10 protein-coding genes are annotated in these 12,648 nt (G+C 68.9%); all 10 read right to left on the bottom strand.

Features of this window, described 5'->3' with window-relative positions:
- Positions 1 to 3: 3 nt before the first annotated feature.
- A complete protein-coding gene (locus C0V75_RS09675) occupies positions 4 to 1,653 on the bottom strand; it encodes a hypothetical protein (protein WP_101920655.1) in 1,650 nt (549 codons plus the stop codon).
- A gap of 124 nt (positions 1,654 to 1,777) precedes the next feature.
- Entirely contained in the window at positions 1,778 to 2,302 is a 525-nt protein-coding gene (locus C0V75_RS09670; protein WP_101920654.1) for a histidine phosphatase family protein, read from the bottom strand.
- Positions 2,296 to 3,423, bottom strand: coding sequence for a glycosyltransferase family 4 protein (locus C0V75_RS09665; RefSeq protein WP_158241816.1), 1,128 nt, complete (start codon positions 3,421 to 3,423; stop codon positions 2,296 to 2,298). The genes C0V75_RS09670 and C0V75_RS09665 overlap by 7 nt, the downstream gene beginning before the upstream one ends.
- On the bottom strand, positions 3,420 to 4,532 hold the full coding sequence (locus tag C0V75_RS09660; RefSeq protein WP_101920652.1) for a phosphotransferase: 1,113 nt from the start codon (positions 4,530 to 4,532) through the stop codon (positions 3,420 to 3,422). The genes C0V75_RS09665 and C0V75_RS09660 overlap by 4 nt, the downstream gene beginning before the upstream one ends.
- Positions 4,529 to 5,689, bottom strand: coding sequence for a phosphotransferase (locus tag C0V75_RS09655; protein WP_101920651.1), 1,161 nt, complete (start codon positions 5,687 to 5,689; stop codon positions 4,529 to 4,531). Before C0V75_RS09655 ends, C0V75_RS09660 begins: the two co-directional genes overlap by 4 nt.
- Positions 5,686 to 6,867 carry a phosphotransferase gene (locus C0V75_RS09650; protein WP_101920650.1) on the bottom strand — a complete coding sequence of 394 codons (1,182 nt, stop codon included), beginning with the start codon at positions 6,865 to 6,867 and terminating at the stop codon, positions 5,686 to 5,688. Before C0V75_RS09650 ends, C0V75_RS09655 begins: the two co-directional genes overlap by 4 nt.
- Positions 6,864 to 8,633: an ABC transporter ATP-binding protein gene (locus C0V75_RS09645; RefSeq protein WP_101920649.1), complete on the bottom strand. Its 1,770-nt coding sequence runs from the start codon at positions 8,631 to 8,633 to the stop codon at positions 6,864 to 6,866. The genes C0V75_RS09650 and C0V75_RS09645 overlap by 4 nt, the downstream gene beginning before the upstream one ends.
- Positions 8,630 to 9,796: a glycosyltransferase family 4 protein gene (locus C0V75_RS09640; RefSeq protein WP_101920648.1), complete on the bottom strand. Its 1,167-nt coding sequence runs from the start codon at positions 9,794 to 9,796 to the stop codon at positions 8,630 to 8,632. Before C0V75_RS09640 ends, C0V75_RS09645 begins: the two co-directional genes overlap by 4 nt.
- A complete protein-coding gene (locus C0V75_RS09635) occupies positions 9,796 to 11,010 on the bottom strand; it encodes a glycosyltransferase (protein WP_101920647.1) in 1,215 nt (404 codons plus the stop codon). Before C0V75_RS09635 ends, C0V75_RS09640 begins: the two co-directional genes overlap by 1 nt.
- Positions 11,003 to 12,601, bottom strand: coding sequence for a response regulator (locus tag C0V75_RS09630; RefSeq protein ID WP_158241815.1), 1,599 nt, complete (start codon positions 12,599 to 12,601; stop codon positions 11,003 to 11,005). Before C0V75_RS09630 ends, C0V75_RS09635 begins: the two co-directional genes overlap by 8 nt.
- Between the last annotated feature and the right edge of the window lie 47 nt (positions 12,602 to 12,648).

The raw sequence follows: 12,648 nt of genomic DNA, 5'->3' as shown, positions 1-12,648 counted from the left end.
CGCTCATCCTTCGCCCTCAATCACGACGCTGGCCGGGGCCAGCACACCCCCGCCGAAAGGGGTCTCCCGCGCCTCCAGCGTCGCATTGGCGATCAGCCGGCCCCGGGCCGACCTGATCGCCACCACCGGGCCAAGATCGACCTCCACCGCCTCGCCCGCCCGGGCGGCCGCCCAGGCCATCACCCGTGCCAGATCACCGCGCGCCCCCAAAGGCCCGTCCGTCATCCCCAGCGCCAGCGAGGCCACACCCTCCACCGCGGCCCCGGCCAGAACCCCCACCGCAAAGGCCGCATCGAACCCCGTTCCCTGCCGGGGATCGTCCCGCACCATGGCCAGCCGTTCCCGCCCCGGATTGGGCAGGCAGTCGGGCGCATAGGGGTTTGATCGCATCCCGATGCTGAAGAGGCCCAGATGCAACGGCTTGCCCCCGGCCAGGGCGCGGCCCGAGGCAAAGATTTCCGGCAGCGCCTCAAGCGTTTCCAGCACGCTCAGGTCATCGGCGGCATGCACGATGGCCGTGCCGCCCCAGGTGACGTAATCCACCACCGTCGGGTCGGGGCGGCAGCGGTTGAATTCGGTGAAATTGGTCAGCATCCCGCCCCCCAGCGCCACGCCCGGAAAGGCCGCGCGCAGGGGCGCGATCAGCTCCATCGGGCGCGGTCCCTCCGGCCAGGGCCCCTCGGGCTGATGGCTTTTCAGATAGGGCGCCGGCAGGGCCATGACCCGCGCCGGGGCCAGGCCCGCCCTCGCCAGACGGGCGGCCAGCGCCGGCAGGACTGATCCGGGATCGGCCCCCTCCGGCAGGATGATTTCCAGCGCATCCGCCCTGCCGCCGCCCAAGCCTGCCAGAACGGCATCCGGCACCTCCGGTGTCAGGCGGATGCTGCGCGGCAGATCGGGCAGGGCAGGATGGTGGGGCAGGGTGGTCAGCCCCGGCTCCACCGCCACCATCACCTGCGGCAGGGGGATGCGGGCCGGCGCGGCCCGCGCCGCTGCCCGCCGCGCCTGCCCCTGCATCGTGATCTCCACCGCCTGCCGCACCGGGGCCGAAGGGCCAAGGCTGAAGGGCAGAGGCAGACGCAGCGGGCGGCAATAGGTCTTGAAACTCGCATCCGACCAGTTGCGCTGATCCTCCATCTCGAAGACCTCGCCCCGCAGCGCGATCTCGACCGCCACCCCCTCCACCTCATGCGCCAGACCCGCGATGTCGAAGACCGGCTGGCCGGGCGAAATCAGCGCGGGCCAGACGGTCTCCTCCTCCCGCCCATCGGCATGGCGCACCCGCAAGGGCGCGCCCGACACGCCCCGCAGCGGGTGCAGCAGGGTGAACCCCGCCCGGTTCACCGCCAGATCGGCCGGCGCATCCAGTGCAACTTCGGCAGACAGCCGCGCCCCGCCGTCCAGCAGCGTGACCTCGGCGCGGAAACAGCCGGTGAAGGCGACGCCCCGCCCGGCAAAGCGGTGCTCATACAGGAACCGGTCCGGCCCTTCCTCCAGGATTTCGCCAAGGGTCTCTGTCGGATGGGTCCCCCAATACGGATCGCGCACCGGATAGGACAGGCGCCGCAGCACCTCCACCCCGTCAAGACGGATGGCCCTCAGATCGCCGTCAAGAAGGGCAAGCCGGACCGGCCCCAGCGTGATGGTGCGCATCGGTCCCTCCGCCGCAACTTGCCAACTCATTATACCAGTTGACGGATCGTCTCAACCCGTTGCGCGGCTGCGCCTTCGCCGTTCGCTGCGTGGCCACAGTTTGCGGCACAGAATGCGGCACGGTTCACGGTACGGCTGTGACCGGGCTGAAACTGATCACCGACCCGGTCTGGGGCCGATAGTCCCGCCCGTCGCCGATCACCCCGAACAGCATCCGGTTTGCCCAGTAATGGCCCAGGATCACGATCTCCTCGCCGGTCTCGGGGCGCAGATCGCGCAGGAAATCCGTCACCCGCGCCGTCACCTGCGCCAGGCTTTCACCCCCAGGGATGGGGGTCGTGGCATGGGCCTTCCGCAAGCTGAGGGATTGCTGACTCTTCGCTTTGCCTTCCAGCAGGCCGAAGTCGATCTCCATCAGCCGCGCATCCGTCCGGATCGGCAGGCCCTCCGCCCGGGCCAGCGGCACTGCCGTCTGCACCGCCCTTTGCAAAGGACTGGCATAGATGCGCCCCAGCCGCCGTCCCGCCAGCAGCCGCGCCACCCCCTCCGCCTCCGCCCATCCCCGCGCCGTCAACGGCAAGTCCCGCCGCCCCACATAACATTGGCCATTGCCTGCCGTTTCGCCGTGACGAACCAAGTGAATCAACACCTTAGCACCCGATCATACAGTTCCCCCACCTGCGCCGCCGCCCGCGGCCAGCCAAACTCCGCCGCCCGCAGACGCCCCACCGCCGCCATGTTCCGCCGCGCCGCACCATCCAGCGACCCTATCGCCTCTGCCAGTTCCTCGACCGCCTCCACCCCCACCAGCCGCGCCGCGCCACCCGCCACTTCCGGGATCGCCCCCGCCTCGCTGGCAATCACCGGACAGCCCGCGGCCATCGCCTCTACCAGCATCAGGCCAAATCCCTCCCACCGGGACGGCGCGACCAGCAGGTCCAGCGCCGCATAGACGTTTGCCATGTCCTTGACATGGCCCAGAAAAATCACGCGATCCGCCATCCCCGCCGCAGCGATGGAGGCGCGCAGGCGGGCGGCCATCACGGCATCCTCCTCCGCCCCGATCAGCGCGAAGGTTCCGCCATGCCCCTGCGCCAGCAAGGCCAGCGCGGCTGCGACAAAGAGGTCCTGCCCCTTCTGTCGGCAAATGCGCCCGACACAGCCGATCACCTCGGCCGATGGGTCCAGCCCCAGCGCCCGCCGCGCCTCTTCGCGCTCCCGCGGCGCGGTCTTGTCTTCCGCGATCCCGTTCGGGATCACCTCGATCCGGCTGCGCGGCACATCAAGCAGCGCGGCCACATGCTTCTGCACCATGCCAGAGACCGCCACCATCGCATCCGTCCCCGCCGCCATCCGCCGTTCCAGCATCAGCGCCGAAGACCCCGGAAGCCATTTGTCGTCATACTGGTTGTGATAGTGCGAAACGATCCGCAAGCCATTGGACCGGATAAGAAAACCGGCCATGCGACCATAGAGGTTCGGCCGGTAGGAATGGCTGTGGAGCAAGTCGATGCGCTGCCCCGCCAACCATTCGGCCAGATGCGCCACGCCGTCGATCTTGTCGGCACCCGGCGCGACATGCACCTCCGCCCCTGCCGCCTCGAACCGTCGGCGCAGGTCCTGGGCTGCCTCCGGTTCCATCGCAGGTTTCAGGCAGTAGACGAGCGGTGCATGGGCCTTGGTGTCGCCATGCCGGACAAGGCCCAGCACCGCCTCGGGAACCCCGCCAGTGCCGAGGGAGTTCAGGATATGGGCCACCCGGGACGTCATGCGACCAGGGCCGCTTCGGCCCGCGAAAGCCCGGCCATGATCTGCCGCGTGGGCGCCGTTCCCTTGCGGATGTGGTGGCGGAGCAGGTCCATTTCCGCCCGGGCGCATGCTGCGCCCAGTCCAGAGGGAACTGCCCTGATGGAGGAATATCCCTCAAGAACAGCGGCTTCCGCAGCGAAGTGGCGGTCAGGTCCCAGGTCGGGCAGACTGCAAAGCAGGGTCGCCAGATCGGCGGCGGCGCTGCCCGCTCCGGCGCGATCGAAGTCGAGAAGCGTCAGATGATCCGCCGTCCCGTCCTGATGAAGCAGGACTTGGGAAAGGCATAGGTCACCATGGCAGAGGGCATCAGGGCGATGCGCCTCGCCCGCAAGGGCTTCGCCGAGGTGTTGCCACCGGGCTGCAAGGCCGGGCAGCGCCGTCGCCAGCCAGGGCAGGGGATCCTCGGGCAGGTCGGCAGGCGGCAGACCGGGCATCGCGCAGCCATGGAGGCGCGCGACGATCCGGCCCAGTTCGGCAAGGCGGTCGGCCGTTGTCGTGGCGGCCTCCATCGGGACTCCGGGACAGCAGCGAAGGCAGTAATCCGTGCCTGGCATCAGCATCCCGGGGATCGGAAGGGATGCGTTCTCGACCGCTGCCTCGACCAGAAGATGACGTGAACGTGCTTCGGCAAGCCGTTCCTTTTTCTTGATCTTTTGGATGATGGGCAGGCCGTCGCGAAGCAGGCGCAGCGTGGCCCTGCGGCCTGGCACATAGCGCAGGACATGCGTTTCGGGTTGGCGAAGCATCTGACCGAAGGGCAGGGCCGGATCGTCCTCAAGATTGAACCACTGCGCCGCATCGGGTGCGACGGACAGGCTTCGCGCGGCAAGCCCGGGTGATGGGCGCTGCGGAACCTGCACCGTCCACAGAACGGACTTGATCCTCAGACGACCCTCTCGCAGCCGCGTCTGTAGATCGGACGTCACTCTTGCCCCAGGTCGGGCCAAAAGCCGCTGTGCGGCCGGGTCGGACGCGATGCGTGCATCCGCTTCGGCCAGCAGCGCAGCACCTTCGCAATGGCCCAGCAAGGCATAGCGCTTCACAAGGGGAAAGGGTGTAAGCAGGGTCATGCCGAAAGAACCTCACGCAGATCGGTCGCCGCGCATGAACCCCGGTGCTGGGCAAGGAACTTGGCCGCGTGGATGCGGGCAAGCCTATGGAACCACTCGAAATTCGGTCCTGCCGCCGGGCGCATGGCGGCGCGGGCCGCTTGTACCGCGCGGGCTGGGAAAGCCCCGGTCCGGGGGCCGAGGTCGAGCCTCGCTTCCAGTAGCGCGAGGTCGAAGTCCGGATCGCCGCATTTCATGCTTTCCGTGTCGATCAACGTGACGCGGCTTGGTTCAAGGAAGACATGATCCGGCTTCAGGTCGGCGTGGATCGGCACCTGCCGCAAGTGCGGTGGTGTGACTGCTGCCGCGGCAATGATGGCGCGGGCCGCCGATCCGGCCTGCGCATCCGCCTCGGCAATCAGGTCGGCGGCGCGGCGGGCAGGGCGAAGGTAGTCGTCGAGCGTCATCGCCCGCAGGGTTGGCGCCGCGCAGGACCAGAGAACCTGTAACGCTTCTTGCATGAGGGTGACGGCGCGGATCGTCTCTGCCTCGTCTCCCCTTGCCAGCACCTCTTCCAGACTTTCCCCCTGCGCGGCGGCATAGGCGATGACACCGCGCTCGGCGAGGCAGCCGGTGACGGCGGGGAGGGCAAGCAGGCTGCCTTCGGTCTGGCACTTGATGTCGTTCTGGAGGTCTGCGTGGTTCTGCGTGTCGGCCTTCCTCTCGACCTTGACGAAATGCGACAGGCCCGCGTCGGACAACCAGCGGAAGGTGGCTGAAAGGCCGGGGCGATAGCGCACAAGCTGCGGTCGGGACGCGGCAGACCCACCGATAAGGCGGGGGGCGAGTGCCGCGCTGTTGCGGAAAAAGGCTGCGAGTTCCGGCAGGCGGTGATCCATCGGGAAGGTTTCGAAGGCAGTCGCAGTCGCCTTGTCGAAACGGAGATGAGGGCGGGTTTCCACAAGATGTGACAGCTTTGCCGGGCGAAGGAACCAGATAACGCCCTCCTGACGCCCCTTTCCGGTACCCCAGGCCACGTGCAGGGCGGCGCGGAGGCCGGGGTGGTGGCGGAGGCGGAGGATTTCGGTGAGGGGGGTGCCGGTGATGCGGGCGAGGTCGGTTTCGGAGAGCTGGTGCAAGCCGGGAAGGGCGGGATCGGAGGGAAGGACGGTTCTCATGCCACATCTCCTGCCAGCGCCAGAAGATGGGCGCGCGGTTCGGCGCTGAAGGCCCAGATCATCGCCAGCCGCAGCCGTGCGGCGCGCCGCCAGACGGCGATGCGGGACAGTGGGAGATGCGGAAAATTCCGTTCCATCGCAGTGGCATAGGCGGCGAGGCTGCGACCTTGCCGCAACCCGGCAAGGTCGAGATGGGCTTGCAGATTGCCCAGGTCCTGTGCCGGATCGCCGCGCGAGAGCGTGTCGAAATCCAGTATGCCCGCCCGCCCGCGGAAGTGCAGGATCTGCCCTTCGTGAAGGTCGCGGTGGCAGGTGACGGGGGCCATGGGGGGCAGTTTGCGGAAGTCAGCCTTCTGTGCCGCAAACTGTGCAGACAAGTGTGGCCACAGTTCGGGAAAGATCGCGGCGATCCGATCCAGCCAGCGGCCAAGCAGGGCGATCTCGTCTTCGGCGGTCCAGAGCGGGGCATCCGTCGCGATCTGCTGGAGATCGGAAAGCGCCCGCGCCGTGGCCTCGATCCCGGCAAAGCCGCGCAGGCCGCGGAGGTGCAGGGGATGGCCGGGAAGCGCGGCATAGAGCGCAAGGCCAAGCGCGCGGTCTTCGCCAAGGGGGGCGGGCAGGCGCAGGGCAGCGCCGGCGGGCAGCGCCTGCCAGAGCGACCGATGATGCGCCACAGCCGCCCGGCCAGCGCTGGCGGTGGGAGAGCGCAGCCGGGCATAGGCCAGACCTTTGGAATGCCGGATGCGCAGCACGGCGCGACGGCCCAGGCGATGCGCGACGAGGTCGATCCGGAACGGGCCCGCGAGGCCGAGCCCAGCCAGTGTGTCGGCAGCAAGGCCGGGGTCTGCCAGAAGCCGCAGTCCGGGCAGTTTCGCATCCGATCCGGGCCGCCGCAGCAGCAGGCCCGAGGCGGGGTCGAAGCGAAGCTCTGCCACCTGACCGGCGCGGTGCAGACGGTCGGCCTCGGCATGCGCGCGCTCGGCACCTTCCGGGCCGGTCCATTCGGCGATCCAGTCCTGGCCGTCGAGACTGATCGCGGCATTGGGCGCGCGGCCCGAGGGGAAATGCATCCGTGCCAGATGCAACCGGCCCAGCGAGGGCAGGTCGCCCCGGATCAGGGCGTGGATCAGATCCGCCGGGGGCAGGGTCGGTATCGGGTCGGGCATATGCTGGGTCATGCCTTGCGCTCCAGGATCAGGGGGGGAAAGCCGTCTTCGGCAAAGCGGCGATCGGTCAGGCGGACGATGCGGTCAGCCATGCTGAGCGTGAGGTCGTCATGGGCGATCAGCAGGGTCGTCCGGTCGCGGCTGATCATCTTGAGGGTCTGGACCAGTTCTTCGGCCGTGGTGCGGTCGAGGCCGGTCAGCGGTTCGTCGAGGATCAGGATCGGCGCGTCGCGCAGCAGGGCGCGGGCGATGGCGATGCGCTGGCGCTGCCCCCCCGAAAGGGTTTCGCCCCTCTCACCCAGCACGGTGTCATAGCCCTTGGGCATGCGGCGGATGAAGCGGTCCGCCCCGGCCGCGCGGGCCGCGGCGGCGATGTCGTCATCGGTCGCGTCCAGGCGGCCATAGGCGATGTTGTCGCGGATCGTGGCGGCGAAGAGGGGCGAATCCTGAAGGACGACGGAAATCTGTTCCCGAAGCGAGTCGAGCGTCAGGTCGCGGATATCGGTGCCATCCATCAGGATGCGGCCCGATTGCGGTTCATAGAAGCGCATCAGGAGTTTGGCGACGGAGGATTTGCCCATCCCGCTCTGCCCGACCAGCGCGACGGTTTCGCCCGCGCGCAGGGTGAGCGTGGCATTCTGGAGGACCGGATTGCCGCCGGGATAGGCAAAGGTCACGTCGATGAAACTGATCCAGCGGCGGAGATAGGGGGCCTTGCGTGCGCCGGGGCGATCGGCGATTTCCGGGCGCAGGTCGAGCACTTCGAGGAGGCGTTCGCCGCTGGCGGTGGCCTTGGCGACGCGGGCGGACATGCTGCTCATCCGGCGGATCGGCTTGTGCAGGGTGGCGAGATAGGCGGTGAAGACCAGCAGGTCGCCGGGGCTGATGGCCCCAGCCTGGACCCGCGTCACGCCATACCACATGACAAGGCAGGTTCCGGCAGCCAGAACAACCTGAACGAGCCTGTCCATCTCGGCCGAGACGCGGGTTGATGTGACGCCGGCTTCGGCCGAGGAGAGGTTCTGTTCGGAGAAGCGGGCCTCTTCATGGGCTTCGTTGGCAAAGCCCTTGACCAGCGATATCGCCGAAATGCCTTCGGTCATCACCACGGCGATACGGCCTTCGCCCTTGCGCTGATGGCGGGCGGCGTCCTTGATGCGGCGGCCATAGCGGTTGGTCAGGAAGACCAGTGCGGGCAGGATGGCGAGGGCGGCGAGGGTCAGGCGCCAGTCCATCAATGCCATGACGATTATGGTTCCGGCCATGACGAGGCTGCGGGCGGCAAAGAGGACGCCGGCCTCGATCAGCAGGTCGCGCATCATCCGGACGTCGCCCGTCAGGCGCGAGACGATGTCGGCGGTGGAGACGCTGTCATGGAAGGAATGCGACAGGCGCTGGACATGGCGGTAGAGTTCCAGCCGGATATCGGCCACGACCCTTTGGCCCACGCCGGAAACGAGGGTTGACTGCACATAGGCCGCCGCCCCGCCGAGGACTGCGATTGAGAGGATCGCAAGGCAGCAGGTCCAGAGCAGCCGGTCGCCCGTGCCGACCCAGGAAAGCACCGTCGCCATCACCGGATCGGGATCGGCCTGCGGGATGAGGATGCCATCGAACACCACCTTCACCGGCCAGGGGCGGATCACCTCGGCCAGGGCGGCGAGGGTCATGGCGGCAAAGCCGAGGGCAAGCTTGCCGCGATAGGGGCGCGCATGGGGCGCGAGGCGGCGCAGCAGATGCCAGAGGGTCGTGGGATGGATGCGGCGGCGATGTGTCATGCGGCCTTCGCCCTGGGGATGAGATCGACGATGCGGCGGGCATTGGCCCGCCAGTCATGGTGCCGGGCCTGCATCGCGGCGCGTTGGCGCAGCCTTGCGGCAAGCGGCGCATCGGTCGCGATCCGGTGCAGGGCATCGGCGAGGGCCACGGCATCGCCGGGCGGCACGAGAAGGCCGCTGCCATCGGGACCGAGCAGGTCGGCGGTCTGGCCGATCCGGCTGGCCACGATGGCGCGGCCCATGGCGAGATATTCGAAGAGCTTCAAGGGGGAGAAGTAATGGTTCGCCATGGCCGGATAGGGGGCAACGGCGGCATCCATCCGGGCGATGAGGCCCGGCAGGCGGTGATGCGGCACCCAGCCCGTGATGGTGACGGCATGGGAAAGCCCGTGCCGCGCCGCGTGATCCAGCAGGGCGCCGCGTTCCGGCCCGTCGCCCACGATCAGGAGGCGGGCGTCGATGGCGGGGCGCAGCCGGGCCAGCGCCTCGACAAGCAGGTCGGTCCCGTGCCAGGCCTTGAGCGAGCCGGTGAAGCCGATGGTGAAAGCGGTATCGGGCAGGCCCGGAACCTCGGCCGCCGGGATTGCGGGATGGAAGGCCGCGCAATCGACTGCATTGCCGATGACATGGATGGCCTCGGGCCCTGCGCCGCGCGAGGCGACATAGACCGCCAATTCGCGCGAGACGACGGCCAGCGCATCAGCGGTGGAGAAGACCTCGGCCTCGATGGCGCGGGCGGCGTCCTGGAGGACGAATTTGCGGAAGGCGGCCTGTTCTTCTACCAGGGGGGCGTTGACTTCGATCACGGCGGGGATGCCGAGGCGGCGACCGGCGCGCACCCCGGCGGCGGACCAGAGGCCATAGCGTTCGTAGATCAGATCGAAGGGGCGGTGGCGGTGCTGCTGTTCCAGCCGTGCCTGAAGCGCGTCGGCAAGGGCGAGGAGGCGGCGCTCCTTCGCCTCGCGGCCCTCGGCGGGGGGGAAGTCGGGTCCGAGGGCGGTGACGGCGAAATCGGCGGGGCCATCGCCGGTTTCGGCGCAGAACACCTCCACCTCATGGCCTTCGGCGCGGAAGGCGCGGATCATGGCGCGGACATGGACCGAACCGCCCTTGTCGCCGAAGACCGGGATGCCGCCATCGGGGCAGAGATAGGCGATGCGCATCAGGCGGCTCCTTTCAGGGGGTGGCGTGCCGCCTTGGCGAAGAGGCCGGCGAGGGTGGCGCTGCTTGCCCGCAGGTCGAAGAGGCTTTCGGCGCGCTGGCGGCCGAGGCGGCCCATCCGCTGCGCCCGGGCGGGATCGTCGATCAGGCTGCCGAGGGCGGTGGCGAGGGCGGCGGGGGAGCCGGGCGGGACGAGAAGGCCGGTGATGCCGTCGGCCACGATCTCGGGTCCGCCGGTGACGGTGGTGGTGACGACGGGCAGGGCCTTGGCCATGGCTTCGAGCAGGACGGTGGGCAATCCGTCGCGGTCGCCGTCGGGGGTGATGATGCAGGGGAGGGTGACGAGGCTGGCTTCCTCCAGCGCGGCGGCGAGATGTTCCTGCGGCATCGGGCCGAGAAGCTGCACCTTGCCTTGCAGGCCGAGCGCGGCGATCTGATCGGTGAGGGGGGCGCGCAGGGGGCCGTCGCCGATGATCCGGCAGTCGAAGGCCCTGCCTTGCGCCTGAAGCAGGGCGCAGGCCGCGATCAGGTCGGCGAAGCCCTTCTTCTCGACCAGCCGGCCGATGGCGAGGATGCGGCCGGGCACTGCCCGCTGCACCGGGGCGGGGTGGAAGGCCGCGAGGTCGATGCCGTTGTAGAGCCGGTGGATGCGCGGCGCGGCTTCGGGGCAGAGCGTGCGCATGTGGCGCAGGTTGAAGTCGGAGACGGTGACGGTGAAATCCGCCGCCATGAGCTTGGCCCGGCGCTTGGCGGCATCGGTCTGGGGGTCGATGTAATCGTGATAGATGTCGCGGGCATGGGCCGTCATGGAGAAGGTCAGCCCCGCGGCGCGCCCCGCCAGAAGGGCCACGCTGGCCGCATCCGAGGCGAAATGGGCATGAAGGTGGTGCAAGCCGCGCGCCTGTGCCGCCTCGGCCACCCGTCCGGCCTTGGCCATCAGGCGCGCTGCCGCGAGGGGGGGCGTGCCGGCAAAGAGCGCCGCATCGCCGGTTGCGGGAAGGACAGGCGGCGCGGGCGTGTCGGCCAGCCGCGTGACCGGCGCCCGCAGGTCGGCAAGGCGGGCATGGCGGGGTTCGTCGGGCGGGTCGAGGAGCGAGAAGACCTCGACCGAAATCCCTTGCGCTTCCAGCGCCAGAACCTCGTTCAGGATGAAGGTTTCCGAGAAGCGGGGAAAGCGCTTCACGACATAACCGATGCGCAGGGGAGTATCAGCCATGGGACACCTGCCGGAGCGGCGCGGGCCGGTCGGCGGTCAAGACGCCGAGGCAGGCCGCGATATGAGAGGCCGCCCGTGCCGCACCATCGAAATCGAGCGGCAGGCGGGCCGAAACGACAGGTTGGCGCGTCGCCGCGCCGGAGAGGTGTGGGGCCAGGGACTGCGGCGTCAGGTCCGGCCGTTCGATGACCTCGGCCAGGCCCAGATGGCGCAGGCGATCCGCCCGGATGCGCTGTTCGCTGGAGGGGCCGACGCGCGGCACCACAAGGGCGGGAACGCCGATGGCCAGCGCCTCGGTCACCGAGTTGTAGCCGCCCATCGTCACGAAGAGATCGCTTGCTGCAAGGCGGGCGGGCATGTCGCTGACCTGGTCATGGAAGGTCACGTCCAGTTCGGCGGCCCGCAGATGCAGCCTTTCGCGCAATTCCGTATCCATCAGCGGGCCGGCGATCAGTTGCAGGTCGGGGCGCTGGCGGCGGGGCAGCAGGGCCTGCGCCTCGAGTGCGGTGGCCAGCAGGAGGAAGGCATCCCGCCCGCCGCCGCCCGAGACCAGCACCCGGCGCGGACCCTTTTCGCGCCGCGCCGACCGGCGGGCGCGGACCGTGGTCACGGCACCGCAATACTGCACCCCATCCGGGCGGAGACGATCCAGCCCATAGGCGCGGCTGGAGGGGTAGAAATCGGCATTCCCGTAGATCAGGACATCGTCATAGAGGGTGGATATCACCTTGTCGGTGCCCGTTTCGGCCCAGCGGCCACAGGTCCGGTCGGGATCATCGAGAATGTCGCGCAGGCCAAGGATCGTGCGCGTGCCGCAGCTTTCGCGCAGGCGGCGCAGGGGGGCGACGAGTTCGTTCCAGACCCCGGTCGGTTCGTGATCGACGAGGAAGACATCGGGCTTGAAGGTTTCGGCCACCCGTTCGAGGATGCCCGCCCGCAGCGCGCGGGCCGTTTCCGCGTCGATCCGCAGGCTGCCCGATTGCCAGCGGTCGCGGCCAAGCTTGGCCAGAGAGGGCAGCTTGATGTAGTCGATCCCCGGACGGGGGGCGAACATCATACCCGCCGGGCAACCGACCAGCATCAGGACGGACAGGCCCGGCACGCGGGCGACCAGTTCCTCGGCGATGGCGCTGTTGCGGCGCATATGGCCGAGGCCGATCGTATCATGCGAATACATCATCACCGACGGGCCGGGCTTGCGCTGCTGTTCGGGCAGGCTTTCGGCCAGAAGGGCCGCCGCGAGTTCGCAGAGCCGCGCCATTGCGAAGGGCTTGGCAAGGAAGGCCGCGACGGAAATCCCTTCCGCGCGCAGCCGGTTGGCGGTGCTGTCCTGGCCGCTCATGATGATGACGGGGCAGTCCCTGAGCTGCGGGCCATGGGCCGAGAGCACCTCGATCCCATCGCCGTCGCCCAGCGAGATGTCGGCGATCACCAGATCGGGATGCGTCCCCGAGGCCAGACCCGCTGCCAGAACCCGGCGCGCCTCTGTCGCGGAGGCGGCATGGGTGACGCGATGCCCGGCACGCCCCAGCGCGATCCCGATATTGCGGGCGATGATCGGCTCGTCTTCGATCAGAAGGATATCCGGCATTCTGGCCCCCATTGGCAATGGTCCTGTCCGCCATCCTAGGGGAGGGG

It is taken from the genome of Tabrizicola sp. TH137 (assembly GCF_002855575.1).
Lineage (GTDB): Bacteria > Pseudomonadota > Alphaproteobacteria > Rhodobacterales > Rhodobacteraceae > Paragemmobacter.
This window is presented reverse-complemented; position numbering and strand designations above follow the sequence as displayed.

Bases quoted from the DNA above. Each gene is read 5' to 3' on its own strand.
- C0V75_RS09675 (WP_101920655.1), bottom strand. From the start codon at position 1,653: ATGCGCACCATCACGCTGGGGCCGGTCCGGCTTGCCCTTCTTGACGGC.
- C0V75_RS09665 (WP_158241816.1), bottom strand. From the start codon at position 3,423: ATGACGTCCCGGGTGGCCCATATCCTGAACTCCCTCGGCACTGGCGGG.
- C0V75_RS09660 (WP_101920652.1), bottom strand. From the start codon at position 4,532: ATGACCCTGCTTACACCCTTTCCCCTTGTGAAGCGCTATGCCTTGCTG.
- C0V75_RS09655 (WP_101920651.1), bottom strand. From the start codon at position 5,689: ATGAGAACCGTCCTTCCCTCCGATCCCGCCCTTCCCGGCTTGCACCAG.
- C0V75_RS09650 (WP_101920650.1), bottom strand. From the start codon at position 6,867: ATGACCCAGCATATGCCCGACCCGATACCGACCCTGCCCCCGGCGGAT.
- C0V75_RS09645 (WP_101920649.1), bottom strand. From the start codon at position 8,633: ATGACACATCGCCGCCGCATCCATCCCACGACCCTCTGGCATCTGCTG.
- C0V75_RS09640 (WP_101920648.1), bottom strand. From the start codon at position 9,796: ATGCGCATCGCCTATCTCTGCCCCGATGGCGGCATCCCGGTCTTCGGC.
- C0V75_RS09635 (WP_101920647.1), bottom strand. From the start codon at position 11,010: ATGGCTGATACTCCCCTGCGCATCGGTTATGTCGTGAAGCGCTTTCCC.
- C0V75_RS09630 (WP_158241815.1), bottom strand. From the start codon at position 12,601: ATGCCGGATATCCTTCTGATCGAAGACGAGCCGATCATCGCCCGCAAT.